The 19,169-nt window shown below is 37.9% G+C and carries 20 protein-coding genes and 1 tRNA gene; 3 read left to right on the forward strand and 18 right to left on the reverse strand.

What is annotated here, in order from left to right:
* Positions 1–98 precede the first annotated feature (98 nt).
* Positions 99–1,736 carry an ABC-F family ATP-binding cassette domain-containing protein gene (locus IWC72_RS03275; RefSeq protein ID WP_194528801.1) on the reverse strand — a complete coding sequence of 546 codons (1,638 nt, stop codon included), beginning with the start codon at positions 1,734–1,736 and terminating at the stop codon, positions 99–101.
* A gap of 309 nt (positions 1,737–2,045) precedes the next feature.
* A tRNA-Leu gene (locus IWC72_RS03280) sits at positions 2,046–2,127 on the reverse strand.
* A gap of 114 nt (positions 2,128–2,241) precedes the next feature.
* Here IWC72_RS03280 and IWC72_RS03285 point away from each other — a divergent pair.
* Positions 2,242–3,630 carry a dipeptidase gene (locus tag IWC72_RS03285; protein ID WP_194528802.1) on the forward strand — a complete coding sequence of 463 codons (1,389 nt, stop codon included), beginning with the start codon at positions 2,242–2,244 and terminating at the stop codon, positions 3,628–3,630.
* A gap of 130 nt (positions 3,631–3,760) precedes the next feature.
* Here IWC72_RS03285 and IWC72_RS03290 read toward each other — a convergent pair whose 3' ends face one another.
* On the reverse strand, positions 3,761–4,339 hold the full coding sequence (locus IWC72_RS03290; protein ID WP_194528803.1) for a PhnA domain-containing protein: 579 nt from the start codon (positions 4,337–4,339) through the stop codon (positions 3,761–3,763).
* A 313-nt stretch (positions 4,340–4,652) separates the two neighbouring features.
* Between IWC72_RS03290 and IWC72_RS03295 the strand changes: the two genes are divergently transcribed.
* A complete protein-coding gene (locus tag IWC72_RS03295) occupies positions 4,653–5,753 on the forward strand; it encodes a DUF4407 domain-containing protein (protein ID WP_194528804.1) in 1,101 nt (366 codons plus the stop codon).
* Here IWC72_RS03295 and IWC72_RS03300 read toward each other — a convergent pair.
* The 15 genes from IWC72_RS03300 to IWC72_RS03375 form a co-directional block, all read right to left on the reverse strand.
* On the reverse strand, positions 5,750–6,097 hold the full coding sequence (locus tag IWC72_RS03300; protein ID WP_194524822.1) for an Hpt domain-containing protein: 348 nt from the start codon (positions 6,095–6,097) through the stop codon (positions 5,750–5,752). The genes IWC72_RS03295 and IWC72_RS03300 overlap by 4 nt on opposite strands.
* A 244-nt stretch (positions 6,098–6,341) precedes the next feature.
* Positions 6,342–7,343: a metal-dependent hydrolase gene (locus IWC72_RS03305; protein ID WP_194528805.1), complete on the reverse strand. Its 1,002-nt coding sequence runs from the start codon at positions 7,341–7,343 to the stop codon at positions 6,342–6,344.
* A gap of 24 nt (positions 7,344–7,367) precedes the next feature.
* The gene (locus tag IWC72_RS03310; protein WP_194528806.1) at positions 7,368–9,140 is read right to left on the reverse strand and encodes a MutS-related protein; all 1,773 of its coding nucleotides are present in this window, start codon (positions 9,138–9,140) and stop codon (positions 7,368–7,370) included.
* 38 nt (positions 9,141–9,178) lie between these two features.
* Positions 9,179–9,538: an MmcQ/YjbR family DNA-binding protein gene (locus tag IWC72_RS03315; protein ID WP_194528807.1), complete on the reverse strand. Its 360-nt coding sequence runs from the start codon at positions 9,536–9,538 to the stop codon at positions 9,179–9,181.
* 30 nt (positions 9,539–9,568) lie between these two features.
* Entirely contained in the window at positions 9,569–10,099 is a 531-nt protein-coding gene (locus IWC72_RS03320) for a GNAT family N-acetyltransferase (protein WP_194528808.1), read from the reverse strand.
* A 5-nt stretch (positions 10,100–10,104) separates the two neighbouring features.
* Positions 10,105–10,503, reverse strand: coding sequence for a Dabb family protein (locus IWC72_RS03325; protein ID WP_194528809.1), 399 nt, complete (start codon positions 10,501–10,503; stop codon positions 10,105–10,107).
* Positions 10,504–10,531: 28 nt separating this feature from the next.
* Positions 10,532–11,155 (reverse strand): DUF4230 domain-containing protein, encoded by a 624-nt coding sequence (locus IWC72_RS03330; protein WP_194524827.1) that lies wholly within the window; start codon positions 11,153–11,155, stop codon positions 10,532–10,534.
* Positions 11,156–11,157: 2 nt separating this feature from the next.
* Entirely contained in the window at positions 11,158–11,508 is a 351-nt protein-coding gene (locus IWC72_RS03335; protein ID WP_194528810.1) for a DUF4260 domain-containing protein, read from the reverse strand.
* Positions 11,505–12,272 carry a cyclase family protein gene (locus IWC72_RS03340; RefSeq protein WP_194524829.1) on the reverse strand — a complete coding sequence of 256 codons (768 nt, stop codon included), beginning with the start codon at positions 12,270–12,272 and terminating at the stop codon, positions 11,505–11,507. The genes IWC72_RS03335 and IWC72_RS03340 overlap by 4 nt, the downstream gene beginning before the upstream one ends.
* A gap of 88 nt (positions 12,273–12,360) precedes the next feature.
* Complete coding sequence (hemW, locus tag IWC72_RS03345) at positions 12,361–13,494, reverse strand: radical SAM family heme chaperone HemW (protein WP_194528811.1); 1,134 nt, start codon at positions 13,492–13,494, stop codon at positions 12,361–12,363.
* Positions 13,495–13,775: 281 nt separating this feature from the next.
* Positions 13,776–14,330 (reverse strand): crossover junction endodeoxyribonuclease RuvC, encoded by a 555-nt coding sequence (gene ruvC / locus IWC72_RS03350; protein WP_194528812.1) that lies wholly within the window; start codon positions 14,328–14,330, stop codon positions 13,776–13,778.
* A 10-nt stretch (positions 14,331–14,340) separates the two neighbouring features.
* The gene (locus IWC72_RS03355) at positions 14,341–14,811 is read right to left on the reverse strand and encodes a hypothetical protein (protein ID WP_194528813.1); all 471 of its coding nucleotides are present in this window, start codon (positions 14,809–14,811) and stop codon (positions 14,341–14,343) included.
* Positions 14,812–14,940: 129 nt separating this feature from the next.
* Positions 14,941–16,083: a tetratricopeptide repeat protein gene (locus IWC72_RS03360; RefSeq protein ID WP_194528814.1), complete on the reverse strand. Its 1,143-nt coding sequence runs from the start codon at positions 16,081–16,083 to the stop codon at positions 14,941–14,943.
* Entirely contained in the window at positions 16,080–18,107 is a 2,028-nt protein-coding gene (locus tag IWC72_RS20235; RefSeq protein WP_226979472.1) for a M56 family metallopeptidase, read from the reverse strand. The genes IWC72_RS03360 and IWC72_RS20235 overlap by 4 nt, the downstream gene beginning before the upstream one ends.
* Positions 18,107–18,466: a BlaI/MecI/CopY family transcriptional regulator gene (locus tag IWC72_RS03375; RefSeq protein WP_194524834.1), complete on the reverse strand. Its 360-nt coding sequence runs from the start codon at positions 18,464–18,466 to the stop codon at positions 18,107–18,109. The genes IWC72_RS20235 and IWC72_RS03375 overlap by 1 nt, the downstream gene beginning before the upstream one ends.
* A 177-nt stretch (positions 18,467–18,643) precedes the next feature.
* Between IWC72_RS03375 and IWC72_RS03380 the strand changes: the two genes are divergently transcribed.
* Complete coding sequence (locus IWC72_RS03380; protein WP_194528815.1) at positions 18,644–19,159, forward strand: DUF456 domain-containing protein; 516 nt, start codon at positions 18,644–18,646, stop codon at positions 19,157–19,159.
* The last annotated feature ends 10 nt before the right edge of the window (positions 19,160–19,169 follow it).

The raw sequence follows: 19,169 nt of genomic DNA on the forward strand, positions 1-19,169 counted from the left end.
ATGCTTTTATTGTCAAATTAGGGTAGCATTATCCATTTGAAAGTCGCAGTGTAGTACCCCTTTTTAAAGTTGATGAAATAAGAGAACCACGCTAAACATTACTTCATCAAATTAATTTCAGCAATGCTCTTAATTCTATTTCGCTCTAGGAAAGCATCTATAGTTTCAAAATGCTCAATGACTCTTTGCTCCTTAAATTCAAACACTTTTTCGGACAGTCCTTGTAGAAAATCACGATCGTGAGATACCAAAACTAAAGTGCCATCATAGGTTGATAATGCTTCTTTTAATACATCTTTTGACTTCAGGTCCAAGTGGTTGGTGGGTTCATCCAATATTAAAAGGTTTACGGGTTCCAACAGTAATTTTACCATTGCCAATCTCGTTTTTTCCCCACCAGAAAGCATACTTACCTTCTTATCAATATCATCACCACTGAACATAAATCTGCCCAGAATATTCTTGATTTGATTGCGTATATCGCCAAAAGCAACCTCATCTACAGTCTGAAAGATAGTAAGGTCCGGATCTAATAGCGAAGCTTGATTTTGAGCAAAATAGCCCACTTTAACGTTATGCCCCAATTGACAAGTACCCTCTACCGGAATTTCACCTAGGATAGCTTTGATCATGGTTGATTTCCCTTCACCGTTTCTACCCACAAAAGAAACTTTTTCTCCTCTAGAGATAGACATGTTAGCGTCTTTAAAAACGATGTGGTCATCATAGGATTTAGAAACAGCCTCAACGGTAACCGGATAATCGCCTGAACGTGGCGATGGTGGAAAACGAAGCTTTAAGGAAGAAGTATCTACTTCATCAATCTCAATAATATTCAGCTTTTCCAGCATGCGTTCCCGCGATGTAACCTGATTGGTTTTTGAATAGGTCCCTTTAAAACGCTCAATAAAAGCTCTATTATCCGCTATGAATTTTTGCTGTTCCTGATATGCTTTTATTTGATGCGACCTGCGGTCTTCACGCAATTGTAAATAGTGGGAATAATTGGCTTTGTAATCATAAATACGCCCCATAGTTACCTCTATAGTACGATTGGTGATATTATCTATAAATGCTCTATCGTGAGATATCACCATTACAGCATTAGCTTTGTTTAGCAAGAAATCTTCTAACCAAATAACGGATTCAATATCAATATGATTGGTAGGCTCATCTAAGAGAATTAAATCGGGTTTTTGTAAAAGAATTTTTGCCAGTTCTATTCGCATTCGCCAACCACCACTGAATTCATTGGTTTGTCTGGAGAAATCTTCCTGCCTAAAACCCAATCCTTTTAACGCCTTTTCTACTTCAGAATCATAGTTTACATCCTCTAGCGCATAGTATTTTTCTCCTAAATCAGAAACCTTTTCTATGATGGACATATAGGCATCGCTCTCATAATCGGTCCTGGTTTCCAATTCTTTATTGAGCCGCTCCATTTCATCACGCATACTAAAAACGTGCTTAAACGCTTTAGCAGCCTCTTCAAAAACCGTGCAATCATCTTCAGTCAACAAGTGCTGTGGCAGATAAGCAATAACCGCATCCTTAGGCACACGAACATTACCACGGGTACCTTTTTGCTCTCCGGCAATAATTTTCATCATTGTAGATTTCCCCGCTCCATTCTTACCCATAAGGGCAATCTTGTCTGTAGGGTTAATTACAAATGAAACATCACTGAACAACGTAGTACCACTAAATTCTACCGCTAAATTATCTACTGAAATCATGTTCTGAAATTTAAAAGTGCAAAACTAACGATAAGAAATGGTTAGTTTCCTTTTACCAGATCAAAAAGTGCTTGGTACAATTGCATTTTACCAATATAGGAGACTTAATAGAACCTCAGAAAATAAGTGTTGATTGGATAGGACGCGTTATGGTAGGTTTTGTCCTTATTTTTTTCAGTGTCATAAAAAGCTTCTTAGTTAACCGAGAGGCCTTTCGTTGTACAAGTGAGAACCCTCTCCTACTTAAGATCAAATCGCAAATTTATCCCCACAAAAAAAGCTCCTCGATTAAGAGAAGCTTTCTGTTCGTACAGGCGGAGAGACTCGAACTCTCACACCTTGCGGCACTAGATCCTAAGTCTAGCGTGTCTACCAATTCCACCACGCCTGCATTTCCAATATCAAATTGGGATGCAAATATAATGCAAATTTTCAATTCTCTAAACTTTCAGTCATTTAAAAACGTTCTTTTTTGTATTTTTAAATTACACCCTAAATTTGCTCTATGCAAAACGTACAAGATTACATTTCAAAAAACAAACAAAGGTTCTTAGATGAACTTATACAACTGCTTCGTATTCCGTCGGTAAGCGCGGACTCTGCTTTCTCTCAAGATGTAATAGATACTTCCGAAGCTGTAAAAACAGCACTGGAAAATGCAGGTTGCGATGCGGTCGAAATCTGTGAGACCGATGGCTATCCCATTGTTTATGGCGAAAAAATAATTGACCCCAACTTACCTACCGTCTTGGTTTACGGACATTATGATGTACAACCGCCGGATCCAATGGATTTATGGAACTCCCCTCCGTTCGAACCCATTATCAAAAAAACCGAAACACACCCCGAAGGAGCAATTTATGCCCGTGGAGCTTGTGATGACAAAGGGCAGATGTACATGCATGTAAAAGCATTGGAATTTATGGTCAAGACCAACCAACTGCCCTGCAACGTAAAATTTATGATCGAAGGTGAGGAAGAAGTGGGCAGTAACAATCTGGCCGTTTTTGTAGCCAATAATCATGAAAAGCTTGCCAATGACATTATCTTGATTTCAGATACCGGCATGATAGCAAACGATGTGCCTTCCATTACCACGGGACTACGCGGACTCAGCTATGTAGAAGTGGAAGTTACCGGACCCAACAGGGATTTACACTCCGGACTCTATGGTGGTGCCGTTGCCAACCCCATAAACGCACTCACAAAAATGATCGCTTCGCTCCATGATGAGAACAATCATATTACCATTTCCGGTTTCTATGACAAGGTGGAGAACCTTTCACTAGAAGAGCGAGCGGAAATGGCAAAGGCTCCCTTCAGCTTAGAGAACTATCAAAAAGCATTGGATATTAAATCCGTAGATGGTGAAGCAGGTTACAGTACCAACGAACGCAATAGCATACGCCCTACCTTAGATGTAAACGGAATATGGGGCGGTTATACAGGCGAAGGCGCCAAAACGGTAATTGCCAGTAAAGCCTATGCTAAAATATCCATGCGATTGGTTCCCAACCAGGATTGGCAGGAAATTACCCAATTGTTCAAAACCCATTTTGAAAGTATTGCGCCAAAAGGGGTTACCGTAAAAGTAAAACCACACCATGGTGGACAAGGGTATGTTACTCCAATTGACACCATTGGGTATCAAGCGGCTTCCAAAGCCTATGAAACCACGTTTGGCAAAAAACCCATTCCGCAACGTAGCGGAGGCAGTATTCCCATTGTATCGCTTTTCGAAAAAGAATTGAACAGCAAGACTATTTTAATGGGCTTTGGGCTAGATAGCGATGCCATTCACTCGCCCAACGAACATTTTGGCGTTTGGAACTACCTAAAAGGCATTGAGACCATACCTTATTTCTATCATCACTTTACCGAAATGAACAAGTAAACTGCCTCAGAAAAAGCACATTAGACAGTAAAAGGAATATTCTTTGATTTCGAGGCAAGCCAAGAATCATTTAATCTCGATTATCGAGTAAAATAAAAAGGGGAATCAACTAAAACTGATTCCCCTTTTCTTATATCTTCTTCACATATTTAGTGATAATCACGGTAAGTGTAGGTCCTACTTTACCTTCTATATATTCTGCATTTTCACGGTCCAAGGAAATTCTACGTACCGCAGTACCTTGTTTAGCAACTTGGCTAGAACCCTTAATTTTCAAGTCCTTCACCAAGACCACACTATCTCCATTTTGAAGAATTACGCCATTCACATCACGATGAATTATTTTTTCATCTTCAGACAAGCCTTCACCTGTGGCCTTTGCCCACTGCAATGCGTCATCTTCTAAATACATCATATCCAACAAATCTTTAGGCCAACCCTCAGATTTTAAACGCGAAAGCATACGCCAGGCCACTACCTTTACAGCGTCATATTCGCTCCACATACTATCGTTTAAGCAACGCCAGTGATTGGCATCCGTAGTTTCTGGGTTCTCTACTTGACCAATGCACGTAGCACACGCCAAAATACTACCATCAATACCTCCCGTAGAAACAGGCGGCACTTCATACACACTCAGTTCGCTAGTGGCACCACATAATTCGCAAGCACTACCACTTCTATTGGTTAATTCTTCAAGTACACTCATAACGGTTAAATAAGGGTCAAATGTAAAGTTTTCAACCCTAATATGGTCTATAGTAGCTCCCTTTTATCCTTTAAATCTTAACAGGGGCGTTCCCTCTAAAAAACGGGCCGGGCTATCCGTTACAAGTACGGTTTGCAAAAAAGCAAATCCGGGCTTTGCACTACTATCCCTAACGCATACAGCTATTTTCATCATTAAGGAATAGTGTTAAACCCAAATTTCTCTTTCAAAATCCTGTAACAAAAACCGTAACTTACGTCTTATTCATCATCAATCAGCCCAGAGATGGGTATCATCAAAAAAATCGGACATCATGGTACAGCAATTTTTTATCCTCTGCTCAGGGGCGGACACCGCCATCCTAAAAACCTGTTCACAAGGCGAACAGAACAAATATGCCGGCATTGGCGCCACCGTTTTCTTTACGGCACTCATGGCTTTTATTGCCAGTAGTTATGCACTCTATACCGTATTTGACAATGTGTACACCGCTATTTTCTTCGGACTCATTTGGGGACTACTCATTTTTAATTTAGATCGTTTTATAGTTTCTACCATTAAAAAACGAAACAGCTTTGGCAACGAACTCTTGCAAGCGCTTCCTCGTCTTGTATTGGCAGTTATCATTGCCGTGGTCATCTCAAAACCTTTAGAGATGAAAATTTTTGAAAAGGAAATTAACCAAGTGCTTTTAGAGCAAAAAAATGAAATGACGTTGGCCAACAAAAACCAATTAGCCTTGCAATACACTCCGGCTATTGAAAAACTAAACACGGATATCACTACCTTAAAAAATGAAATTACCGCCAAACAAGCCGAAACAGATGCCCTCTACAACACATATATTACCGAAGCGGAAGGCACTTCAGGTACTTTTAAACTAGGAAAAGGACCTGTTTATGAAGAAAAACGCCAAAAACATGATGCTGCACTGGCTGAGCTCAATACACTAAAGGAAACCAATGCCCAGAAAATCTCCGAAATTGAAAGTCAGATTTTGGCTTTGAATACGGAATATACGGATGTGGTCAAAGATTCCCAACCTGTAATAGACGGCTTTGATGGACTCATGGCACGTATCAATGCGTTGAACGAGCTGCCTTGGTGGCCCTCTTTTTTCATCTTTCTACTCTTCTTAGCTATTGAGACTTCGCCAATTATTGCCAAGCTTATCTCCCCAAAAGGCACTTACGATATAAAATTGGAAGAAGAAGAAAGTATGGTCAACACTTGGGCGTTGCAAAAAATACAACAGCGTGAGCAAATACTAATTGCAGATACGGCCCTAAACGAAAAAATCTACAATGAAATTAAGCGAGAAGAAGAGGTGTACGCCTACAAAAAGAAAAAAGCGGAAGAATTATTAAAGTTACAAGCAGATGCATTTAGAGACTTACAGGTAAAGCAGCTTTAATCAATAAGTTCAAGAAAGACATTTATTTTTTTTAAGACCCTTTTGAAGTCCTCATCAAAAGAAAGGTCACCTGCGTGCAACCGTTCTTTGTGTTCTTCGGCAAAAACGAAGGTTTTAGCCATACCCAAAACACTGATTTTGTATTTTAATTTGTGAACGATTTCTGCTGCGGCACGTGGTTCCTCTAACTTTATATGATACAAATATTTACCAAGATCCCATGAAAATTCAGATTTCAAAAGGGTAACAAACTTAAGTTCAAATTCAACATCACGAGCCCCTACGAGGTTTTCCACGTAGTTTAAAGTTGGTCTTTCTTCTTTATAGCCCTCAAAACTCTCCATACAAATCACCCTATTCAAGCCTTTTAGTTAATCCTATCATCACAACAAACTAAAGGTAAGAATTATACTACCCTCATCCTCTTCTTTGTTGTGAAACAGTCAAAAAAATACGTTAGCACACTAAAAAAAGATGTTTGTTCGTAAAAAAAAAGTTTAAAAATGTGATTTAAGCACTAAACCACAATCTATTAAAGCGTTCAACAAGTAATTACATCGCTTACAACCTAGACAAATTACAGATTAACTAATTGCCCCATATTCTAAGCCACAATGCATTTAGTAGTCGCTTTGCATCGGTTCTATATTTTGGCATTTCTTGAACTACAAGTCCATTTTCTGTAGGCTTAAGTTCATAACTAAAAGCAAATTGAGTTTCTTTTGGGTCCATACTTATCAGTCCAAAACGGAGATCATTAAAATAAAGTTCACCTTCTTTCTGGGTAATGGTATACCAACCTTCTGTTATGTCAATTAGACGTTGAATTTTTTTATCGGATTTTAAATCGCCTAAAAGCTGGTGATTTTTAGGATAGGAAGTAAACTCAATTTCTTTGGTGTCGTAAAACGAATAATTCCCAATGAGATAGGCGTTCTCTGTATCTACATTGGCCGTCCATAAAACTGAATTAAACGGTGTGGGTCTAGTATCTATATTTTCATGTGCTATGCCATGTTTTTCCAAACTAGCCGAAAATTCCTGAAAAGCAAACCATTTTAAAATCAAGGTTGTAGCCAAATATGCCGTACTCACCGTTAACCCTAGCCGATTGTACCTTTTTCGTTTTGGCGATGTTCTTTTTTGGCACATGGCCATGATTAAGAATATTAGAAAAGGCAGGGTGTATAAAGGGTCTATAACAAAAATACTTTGAAACGCTAACCGGGTTTTAAAAGGCCAGAAAAGCTGTGTTCCCCAAGTGGTAAAAGCATCCAAAATGGGGTGTGTGAACATACCCCAAAACATCAATAGCGACCAATCTTTGAACGTGGCCTCACTCTTCCGCTCAACTTTAGAGATAAGCCAACCAAATAGAGGGGCAAATAGTATAGAAAAGAAAATAGAATGACTAAACCCACGGTGAATCTCTGTAGCGGTAACCGTATCAAAAAAGTAACGCGCCACAACATCTAAATCAGGAATGGTACCGGCTATCGCTCCATAAAGCGCAGCTTTATTGCCAACTTTCTTTCCTAAGACGGCTTCGCCTACTGCGGCACCTAAAATGATTTGGGTTAGAGAATCCATTGTTGGTTGTTGGTTAAAAAAAAATTATTCTACGATTTCCATTTTTTTCAACAAGAAGGACGCATTCATATTTTGGCAAATTCCGTCTTTGAACTTATAATCAAAATGGAGCTCGTTATTAATTATTTCAGCATCAAAATAATGGTTCTCCACCTGTGGTAACGTATCCGCCACCTCACAAAGGCTTAAATCGTGGGTAGCGATAATTCCCGTAGATCTAGAAGCAACTAAACGCTCAACAAACTTACGGCTTCCTTCCGCTTTGTCAGTACTATTGGTTCCTTTTAGAATTTCATCTAAAACAATGAAATAACGATCGTTCTGAATTTCATCAACAATGAATTTTAATCGTTTGAGCTCCGAAAAGAAATACGACTCATCATCCGTTAACGAATCTGTCGTTCGCATACTGGTAATCAACTTTATCGGTGAATAATCTACTTGTTTCGCGCATAGCGGAAGTCCAACATTCGCCATTACTATCTGTAATGAAACCGTACGTAAAAAGGTACTCTTACCTGCCATGTTGGCTCCGGTAACGATAAAGAACTGTTCGCGGTCAATTTCAAAATCGTTCAAAACACTCTTCTCAGGATTCAGCAAAGGATGTCCTGCTCCAGTAGATTTGAGAATCACAGCATCCGAATTGATATTTGGAAAAGTATATTCGGGATGATTGAAAGCAAAATTACCCAAGCTATTATATGCATCGAAAAAAGCGATGGTATCAAACCATTTTTCTACAAAATCGCCATGTTTGGCAATCCATTTTTCAATCTCATAGCAGTGTGTTAGGGTACGTAAAAAGAAACCATTCCCCAGAAAAAGGTAAATAATATTGTTGTTCTTATCTAGGCTATTTAACTGTTTTGAAAACTGAGCAATTATCAATGAGGTCTTCTCCTGATCCCGTAGCACATTACTTCTCAGTTCTTTTAGATAATCCGATTTGAACTCAGTATCTTCAATCAAAGTAAGTAACTTGTTGTATTGCTGAAACGTACTCTGCACTTTTGAAGCATCTCCGCCAAGGGAAGTAATCTTCTTGGTATAGATTCCTGTAATCCCCATACCAACGACCAACCAAAGAACCAACATTGATTCCGGAACGAAATCCATAAAATAAAGTACAAAGAGCAATACTGAAACACCCGAAAAAACATAGGGCAAATAGCGCATTACCTTTGGTATGAACGGCACGTATTTATCCAACCAATTTACAATAGCATCGGTCTTACCTTCTGCTTGGGTCAATGAAGCTATTGCAGAGAAATTCTGCCGCCATTGTGGCATTTTACCAAGTTCTTTTATAGCCTCTTGCTTCTCCTTAATATTATCGATGTTATTCGCCTTAAATAGTCCGGCAAAAGTCTCCGCACCTTGTTTTAATGCAGTACGATTGGCATACTGAAAAAAGGAACCTCTACCAAAAAGGTCTATATCTTGACTAAAATAATGCAAGGGGTCTTTGAACTCATCTCCCTCTGGCAAATCATGAAAATCACGGTCCAGCACTTTTAGCTCTGTTTGATTGATGTTCAACAATGCCAACAACCTATCCCGTTTATATTGTAAACCTGAGTGTCTTGTGACTAAAAACAAGAAAAGAACAATAGTCACCAGCACTACGCCCAAAACCCATTTGGTGTCACCAAAGGTTAGGTAAACAGCAAAACCAGCCGCTACAAATATGGCCAAACGTAACATACTGGAAGCAAAGAGTAGCTTCTTAACCTGTGAAAGTTCCTTGGTGTATTTTTCAATCTCACCATTGTAAAAAGAGTGTAATTCCTGCATATATCCCACACGGGTTTTAACTAAACCGAAGAAACGATTTACGAAAGTGCATCGTACTCCGTTCTGAGCTTTTTAGTAAATTTTGAAATGACCAAATCATATGAATGATCAATAAGTTCTGTTATTAAATCTGGTGGAAGTTGGTCTAACAGAAGTGTGTTCCAATGCACTTTGCTCATATGGTAACCTGGTATGATATGGCCATCATGCTCTTCCCGTAAAGTAACCGCCCTATCTGGGTTGCATTTTAAATTTACCTGAAAAGGAAGACGTTCCAAAGCACAAAGCGCGAACATTTTGCCCATAACCTTAAAAACCAATGTTTTCTCATCAAAAGGAAACGTTTCCGTTACTCCTTTCTTTGCGATACAATAGTCTCTAAATAGTTCAATGTTCATCTTATATACTCCTTATTTCACTTCTTGATTTCACTTCTTGTCAATCAACTTCTCCATAGACGACCAATGGTACCTTACCTTCATAATTGGCTTATCACCTATATCATTACCTTCAACGGTTTCAAGACGTTTGCCTCCTTGACGGTCGTAAAACCGTAGTGCGGCCTCGTTACTTTCAAGCACCCACAAATACAGTCCTGAATTGGGTTCCCTATCCTGAACTTCCTTGGCTATTAATGACATTAGGCGTTTACCAATGCCCATGCCCTGAACATCTTTTAATACATGAAGATTATCTAACAGCGTACCAAAATCATCGTCCACGTCAAAAAAAGCACAAACAAAGCCTACTAAATCTTCTCCTTTTTCTGCAACGATTACGGTCTGCCGCGATAACGGGTTCTCCAATCTATCATGCCAGATTTTTTCTCTTTCACCCAGTGCAAGTTCATCTAAATACGCATCACTAAATGCGCCTCTATAATTTTCTTGCCAACTTTTTACATGAAGACCGGCTATGGAAACGGCATCACCTAACGTAGCCGTTCTGTACGCTACCATGCGCCTTATTGGATACCCTTAGAATCGTAAACGATTACTTTCTCCCATAAAGCACTAGATTCTTCAATAAACACTTTGTGTGGTGCTTCGTCTTGGTAGTTTTTTTGTGCCTCAGCAGATTCAAAAGTTACGATCAATGAATAAGTAAAAGAGCCATCTACAACATCACGACTGGCCTTTGGAGGCATACCTATAAAACTTGTTTTCGCATATTTTGAATTATCAAGAAACTTCTGTAACGATTTTTCAAAAGTAGCTCTGGCTTCTTTGCTATCTGGTTCCTTAAACCAAAAGTATACGGTATGGGCAAAATGGGGGTCAAATTCTCTCATGTCATTCTCTGTTTGGCCATTAGCGGTAATGGCTAGGGTTAAAAATAATATTGCAATCGTAAGTGTTCTCATAATTGATGTATTGAATTAAATATCCTAATTAATCTTCTAACATTTCTTTTTGTTTTTCGGTTACCTCTAAAGCGGTATAATCTAATTTCCAACCAATGGTTTCCACTATTTTCTCTATTAATAAAACGGCTTGAATAGCCTCTTTTCTAGCAGTTTCCATCAATCCACTTTGTGGAATTTTTTCTCGAATATGCTGTTTCGCCTCTTTGTTCAACAAAGTTAAATCTTCAGATGAAAAAAAGTTGAACATCCCACTTTGAATATCGTAAAACTGAATATCAGGTTCAATAGATAGTACTTCTGGCTCGGGAAAATGGGTCAGGATAATCTTTTTATTCTCATTATCCGCTTTGATTTTTATCTTTTTTAGGTCATAACCTATATGGGCCTTGGCATTGATTACAAGCAGTGCTTTTTTCTTGCTGCTCACCAAACTCATAAACCGCTCCTTAATATTTTCGTAGCGGTAGATTTCTGCAAAATCACCCTCAACGGAAACCAGTTTGCATACACTTTCTATTTTTTCTACCAATACAGTAGATTGGTGCTTGGTGATTTCTTTACTTTTCTTCTTTCTCATAAAAGAATACACCCAATACATGAGAATAGCCCCTAGAACCAGACCTAAAAAAGTATCGAAAATATTATCCATTGTTATTTTCCTATTTCTCCTAAGTGGGTAAATTTAAATCCTTTATCATATTTGAGACCATAACCAAAAATACGATCCATGGCAGCATGCGAAAATAAGATAATCCCAGTCAACTGCACAATCGGTTCCGAAAGATACGCCCCAATTATATAGATGGCAAGAGCAATGCCCTTATGATGAAAAATATTATAGCAAACAGCACCTATTTTATCTCCCAAAAGATACCCTAACATGCCTATATCCGGAGTTAACAATAACACCAAAAACCACCACCAAGCATAAGGCAAAAGACTAAAAATGTATATTCCAAACAAGAACATAACCAACTCTTCTGTCTTTAACAATTGTTTCATTTCTGATTGGCTTTATTTTGAATTACACTATAGAGTACAGGACGACTAGGGCTGGCGTCATTTGCAAAAGGTGCCACCTGAAGATTTAACATGTACGTGCCATCTTGTATGGTATTGGACACATAAATAAACTCGGTAATTGTAGCGTGCTTGCGGAGCTTACCTCCGTAATTCCAAAAAGCTTTGTGAGCTACTAGCGCACCATTATCTTCCTCTTTATCTACCGAAGGAAGGTCTACCAACAAATGTTCTACTCCTTTTTCCACTAAAAACTCCGATGCCTCTTTAGTAAGGTAAGGAGGATTTGTATGCGAATATTGACGTGATTTTTTATGACTTAAATTGGGTAATGTTCTTATGATTACTGCTTCCCTTTTTTTGTTCCCCAACGCATACTTTAGTTGTTTTTTAGAAACCACAAAGTCGTTATCTACCATTTCAGGAGCAATCGTAATCACTTCTGCCAAAAAGAAATACTGTGTTAAATTCTTGTTTACAGAATGAAACTCCTCCGTTATATGCCCTACACACTCTGTATGCGTGCCGTGTGCATGCGGATTGAACCATATGTCATTAAAATTAATGGAAGCCCCTTCTGACACCTTGCCTACAAAACCTTTTTCTTCATGCGGCTCTATTTTTGGTGGATCCACATACCACGCATTTACATTTTCGGAACCACCTTTTATAACGATGGATATATCTAAAGGTTTTGTAAGGTCTATAGGATAATTCTTTGTTCTATGTTTTATAGTGGCAATCATAAATTTACGTTGTTTTAGACCGTTTTTTGGGGAAAATAAAATGGCCTTTATGGGTGTTCTACTTCCACACCCGTTTTCTCTACTCTATTTACTGCAAATTTACCATAAAAAGGTCGGATGCGAGTCCGTCTGCTAAAAAACGTCCTTTTTTGGTGGTCAACAGGGTGTCGCCTTCAATGTGGAGCAACTCGTCTTTTAAATGATTTTCGGCCTGCATTAGAGCATACTCCCGGTATTTGTTACCGAAATCGGACTCTATTCTAGAAAGCGACACGCCCCAAATGGTCCGTAGCCCGGTCATAACATACTCATTATAGGTATCCGTAACGGATAAGACTTCCGTTTCCATGGGAAGTTCCCCCTGTTCTATCGCTTTCAAATATTTGGGATTATTATTGATGTTCCAGCCTCGGCGAATGCCATCATAGGAATGTGCAGACGGACCAATACCTATATATTTTTTCTGTTGCCAGTAGGCGGTATTGTTGCGTGAGAAATAACCAGGTTTTCCAAAATTAGATATCTCATAACTTTCAAAACCAGCCGCCGCCAAGGTTTCTGACAAAATATAAAAATGCGCCTGAGCTACCTCATCATCAACATTTTTTATCAATCCTTTTTTTATAAAACTGGCAAGTGCCGTTTGCGGCTCTACGGTAAGCGCATAACTTGAAATATGAGGGATACCAAAAGAAAGGGCTTTCTGGATGTTCTCCTTCCACCGTTCATTAGTCATGTCTGGTACACCGTAAATTAAATCAATAGAAATATTGTCGAAATAAGTGGTAGCTTCCTGAATACAGTTCTCTGCCTCTTGGGCATTGTGGGCGCGGTTCATCAATTTTAAATCCTCCTCAAAAAATGATTGAATACCTATGCTTAAGCGATTGACAGGACTCTCTGAAAGGGCGACTATTTTCTCTGCGGATAAATCATCCGGATTGGCTTCTAACGTGATTTCCGGATTCTCAGAAACTTTATAATTGTCATATACCGAATTAATAATTGCCTGAATTTCTTCCGTTTCCAATACACTGGGTGTACCACCACCGAAGTAAATAGTCTCAACCACTTCGTCTTTAAACTCATCTTTTCGCATCATTAGTTCTTGCTGCAAAGCTGAAACCATAGCCTCTTTCTTCCCCATGGATGTCGAGAAATGAAAGTCGCAATAATGACAAGCCTGCTTACAAAAAGGAATGTGAATGTAGATGCCGCTCATATTATTTTTAGTATTGAGTAGTTAGTAGTTAGTAGTTAGTAGTTAGTAGTTAGTAGTTAGTAGTTAGTAGTTAGTAGTTAGTAGTTAGTAGTTAGTAGTTAGTAGTTAGTAGTTAGTAGTTAGTAGTTAGTAGAAGTTAAAAAACGCCCATTATAAAAATGCTTTACCTGAGATTTTATTCATTTATTATACTTTATCTCTACTTCTAACTTCTACATATTTATATATTTCATCGTTGAAATCTCAATACCCTGTACTCAGTACTAAATACTAATCCCATCCTACTTCTTCACCCTTTTCGCATTCTGTTTTACAAAAGCGTCCCAACCTGAATAGTTTTTACCTACTTCCACTCTACCTTGGTTATAGAAATGACATACTGCAGCGGCTAGTCCATCTGTGCTGTCTAGGTTTTTTGGTAGTGTTTTTAAGCCGAGAACACTTTGTAGCATTTTGGCGACTTGTTCTTTACTGGCATTACCATTACCAGTTATGGCCATCTTTATTTTTTTAGGCAGGTATTCCGTTATAGGAATTTCACGTGAAAGTCCCGCCGCCATGGCTACACCTTGTGCACGCCCCAGTTTTAGCATGGACTGTACGTTCTTCCCAAAAAAAGGTGCTTCAATGGCAATTTCGTCTGGGTGATAGGTATCGATTAGCTCTATGGTACGCTCAAAAATGAGTTTTAACTTTACGTAATGGTCATCATATTTTTTGAGCATCAATTCGTTCATCTGTATGAACTCCATTTTCTTGCCTACCACTTTTATAAGACCGAAGCCCATAATGGTAGTACCTGGATCAATACCGAGTATAATTTTTTCTGTAGCCAAATGTTGTGTTTTATTGGAGTACTATGGGAATTCTAAATTTTGCCCTTACCGGTATGCCTCTTTTTAAAGCAGGTTCAATCTTGGGCAAATTATTAAGGCTTTTTTCAATCTGTTCGTCAAACCCTGCAAGCTCGTCTTCCGGTATGGTTCCTTTATCAATATTTTGAAGGGAAATAACCCCTGAAGCTTCCATTAAAAAGTCTACAAAAATAGTGTCTTTTACCGCTTCTTGCACTACAAAGTCCGATTCTTCTAGTGTTTTGGAGAAGTGTTTCAGCAGCGTAGCCATAAAACATTGCTTTTGCTCCTGTTTAGCAGCCGTTTCGTCACAATCGGCAAACAGCGGATACTGGTCCACATCTTCCCAATCGATACTTAACATCTCTTTATTGACCAATTCTTGGGTTTTCTCTTCCCTTGAAGCCGACCAATTGCATGCGGTCAGCAAGAACAAAAAACATAAAATTGTGAGGTTTCGCATTGCCCTGAATTCTAGGGGGAAATTACGATTTTTTGTGCAAGTTTGTGCAACGAATCGCTATTCGCGAAAGGAAAATACTGTAAAAAGGTAATTTTTGAATAAAAAGGCGAATCAAAAATTAAAGTCCAATTATTTTACATTAAAGTGGATTTCCTCTTTCAATTCGGAAATTCGTTTGGTCACCATCTTAGACATATAATCATTCTTATTACCAAATCTTTCTTGAAATTTCTCGTAATACTTTAATTTAACCTTAGGGTCTTTATAATACTGATCTGCCACCGTGCAAATGTTGTAATAGACCAGCGCATCATCGGGGTCTTCCTCATGAGCTAATTTATAATATTCCAAAGCAGATTTTAAATCTTCTTTGCTTCTGGCAATTCCCGCGAGAGCAACATATTCTCTTACCAGAAAGGGCTGTTGAACCGCAATGGACTCCTTTATATAATACTCCGCACTATCTATCTGTTTATCTTTGCTGAACACCTGACCTAGCATATAATAAGCATCGGCATTTTCATCATTCCATTCTAAAACTTTTTTATAGTTGGTTTTTGCCTTATTTAACTCCCAATCTTTGAAATAGCAATAGGCTAGCTTTTCATAAAGATATTCGTTCTCTTCTCCCAACTCTTCAAGCCTTTCAAAATGAGGAAGTGCTTTGACGTATTCATCATTTTTATAATAGGCTAAAGCTTTCAAGTTTATCATCGCCACGTCGTTTTCGTAAAATCGGAGTCCATAATCAATAAAAATCAAGGCTGAATCCTTTTTTCGTTGGCCAACGTAATACTTACCCAACTGAAACAAACTTCTTAAGTGAGTACTATCTGTTACAACGGCATTCTTGTATGACGATAAACTATGTTCAGTTTTTTTTTGCTTGCGAAAAGTCTCTCCTAAATAGTAATGGTATTCTGGGTTATCTTCAGCAACTTGCGTCAACTCTAAAAAAAGATATTCTGCACTGGTGAAGTCATCCGTTTTTAAATAAAGCTTCCCCAGTTCAAATTGTGCAATTTGGAGCCCTGCATCTTTAGACAATACATTTTGATACTGCGTTATGGCTTTTTCATAATTCCCAATGGAGTTATACGCTCTTGCAATCTGTAAATTAGACGCAATAGAACCATCTTCGGCATATTGGTTTATGGCTTTCGTATAATTGCCTGTAGCATAAAGACTGTCTGCAATAATTATATTCGACTGTGATTGCGAATGCACTTTAGCAAATAGCAAAATGAGTATGATTGCAACACTTTTTCTCATTCTTTCTTTTTCAAAGTAATTACTATCACACCGTTTGTAGCTTCTTCCCCATATAATATAATAGCCATTTCCTTTTTATAAACATGAGTAGATTCTATATCACTAGGTGGAATCATTCCAATTTCTAGTTTCGATTTTTTCACTCCATCTACATAATAAACAGGGTCAGCATCGTATTTCGAATTAAAATTTAAATTGTTTTGTTTAGGCTTATCAGCTTTAGTTGAAGCAAGCGCAAAGACTTCATCTTTATCCCTTAGCTTAAATGTAATCGGAATAGAATACGGCACATTTACCGCTTTACCTTTTTGTTTACCAGCAGTCATTTCAGGTAATAAACTAATTATACGCGCAGCTTCATCTTCTAACAATTTATCAGGCCCTCGTAATTTTACATTTTGTATAGAGCCATCTTCACTAATCGTGAACATAATACTTACCCTACCTTGAACTCCTTTTTCTTGTGCTTCTTCAGGATATCTGAAGTTTTTACCAATGTGCTTTTGCATCATTTTCTGAAAGCATTCTCTTTTATCCGTTTCATTTTCACAACCTGGAAAAACAGGAACTTCTTCAACGACTGCAAACGGAACCAAAACAGAGTCTTGATGGATTACACGATTTTCAACCTTTTTAGCTTCTAAACCTCTTTTTAAAGCATTTATTTGCTGATCAAGACTCACTATAATAGGATTGCTCTCATCGGCACTTTTTAATAAACGGCTTCTTTCAGCTACCAATTTATTATACTTCTCCATTTGGGATAATTCATTATCATTCGCTTTGAACATAATTGCCCCTTTTTTACCGGTAATCCCTTCAACACCATCAGGGTATAACTCATAAATCATTTGAGCTAATTGCCCTTTATCTAGTTGGGTTAGTGAATCCTTAGATTCTACCTCTTCTTTTAATTCATTTATTCTCTCTGATAGAGCGTTGGAGATAATGGTCATAGTAGCATTAATCGTCTTACCATTGTCCAAATCTAAATATGACCCATTATTAGCTTTTTTATACTCTATTGATGAATTTTCATCTTTCAACACAAACTCCCAATACTCCCCCGTAAGAGATAACTCCTCCAGTTTATCAAATAATTTCTTATCTTGATTTGACGATAAATTATTTATATCATCAACAACCATCACCTGATTTGTTAACGATGAATTTTCTCCAACACAAGATGTATAAAAAAGCATCCCTAAGATTATTGGCACTAACAGTAAATACTTTAATTGCCAAACTTTCTTCGATTGCGTTTTTTGTAACATGACGATTCGTTTTTTGATTAATGATGATTTAAAAAAGTGATTGATGAATGATATATTTTGTGTTTGGAAAACCTGAGATAACAGCAGTTGGTACTGCTCATTTCTGTCTCGTTTTGCCACTTTTGCATCGGCGATGAACTCGTGCAATTCCGAAATTCTATTTTGATAGACATAGACTAGCGGATTAAACCAACCTACAATACGCATTAGCTCAAAGAAGAGCAAGTCCCAAGAATGACCTTGCTTTATATGAACCAGCTCATGGGCTATAATATTGGTGTAATCCGTTTTTGAAACCTTATCTCCAATGAAAATGGATTTAAAAAACGAGAAGGCAATGTTACTATTAAGAACCAATATTTGGGTGAATTCCTTAAAGCTAATCTTGTCGCCTTTTGCCCTTAATAGATATAGTTGGCGCAACTTATGAACCAACAGTAGTGTAGAAACTAGCGCGCCCAATCCATACAAGACCATTTGCCATGAAATATCAAACCCGGAAGTTTCTTGAGGGTTAAGAGTAACCGCATTATCAACTCCCCAAAGCGCCTCTCCATATTCAATGTAAGGTTGTTCCACAGTAGTTTTAAAAGCTTCAATCTGTACAAAAGGCAGCAAGAGCGATAGCAAAAACGTGCTTAAAAGATAAAAACGGTTCCATTGAAAGAAGGTTTCTCGTTTTAAGAAAAAATCATAGATAACTAGAAAAACCAATTGAAAAGCGATGCATTCTAAAACGTATTGTATCATTATTCATCCTTTTTAATATCCTTTAAAATAGACTCCAATTCGGTCAGGCTCATATCGTTCTTCTTCATAAAGAAAGAAACCATACTTTTAAATGACCCTTGAAAATAACCATCAACCAATTTATTAATACTCTGATTGCTATAATCGGATTTCTTTACAATAGGGAAATAGAGATACCCCTTACCCTCTTTCTCATGATCAACAAAACCTTTGCCTTCTAAAATTCTAACAATAGTAGACACGGTATTATATGCCGGTTTTGGCTCTGGTAGCTGCTCTATAATAGCGGCTACATTACACTTTTCTAGTTGCCATAATTGCTGCATTACTTCTTCTTCTGCCTTTGTTAACTGCTTCATTTAACTAAGTGTTTAGTTTAACTATGAAACAAATATAACTAAAAATTTAGTTTAAACTATTTTTTTAGTTTAAAAATTAATCAACTGATAGTCAGTATAGCTTGAAATGTAATTTCATTTCTAGAGAAGAACCTGTAACAAAATGTAATTATCTTCGTCCCATAGAAAATTATTGGAATGGATATAGTTTTGCTCGTTTTTGGTTTTGTTTTAATGCTCGTTGGTATTTTTGGTAGCTTCTTACCCATACTCCCCGGCCCACCAATTAGCTGGGTAGGACTATTATTGCTACATCTTACGAAAGCAATACCGCAAGATTGGGTATTCTTAGGTATAACTGCAGCGCTAGCGCTTCTTGTTTTTGGGTTCGATTATGTAATACCGGCTATGGGAACCAAGAAATTTGGAGGTACAAAGTATGGGGTAATCGGAACCACTATAGGGCTCTTGGTTGCACTTTTCTTTCCTGTTTTAGGTCCGTTTGGTATTGTTGTATGGCCATTTGTTGGAGCGTTAGTAGGTGAGCTATTGAATAAAGCCGATGGCAAAACAGCGACCAAAGCAGCGTTTGGTTCCTTTTTAGGCTTCTTGACAGGTACTTTTATGAAGTTTTTGATTGCCATTATCTTTTTGGGGCTATTCATTGGGAAAGCGTGGGACCACCGATTAGAGTTATTTCCTTTTCTACACTAAACTATGATCT

The organism is Zobellia roscoffensis (assembly GCF_015330165.1).
Taxonomy (GTDB): domain Bacteria; phylum Bacteroidota; class Bacteroidia; order Flavobacteriales; family Flavobacteriaceae; genus Zobellia; species Zobellia roscoffensis.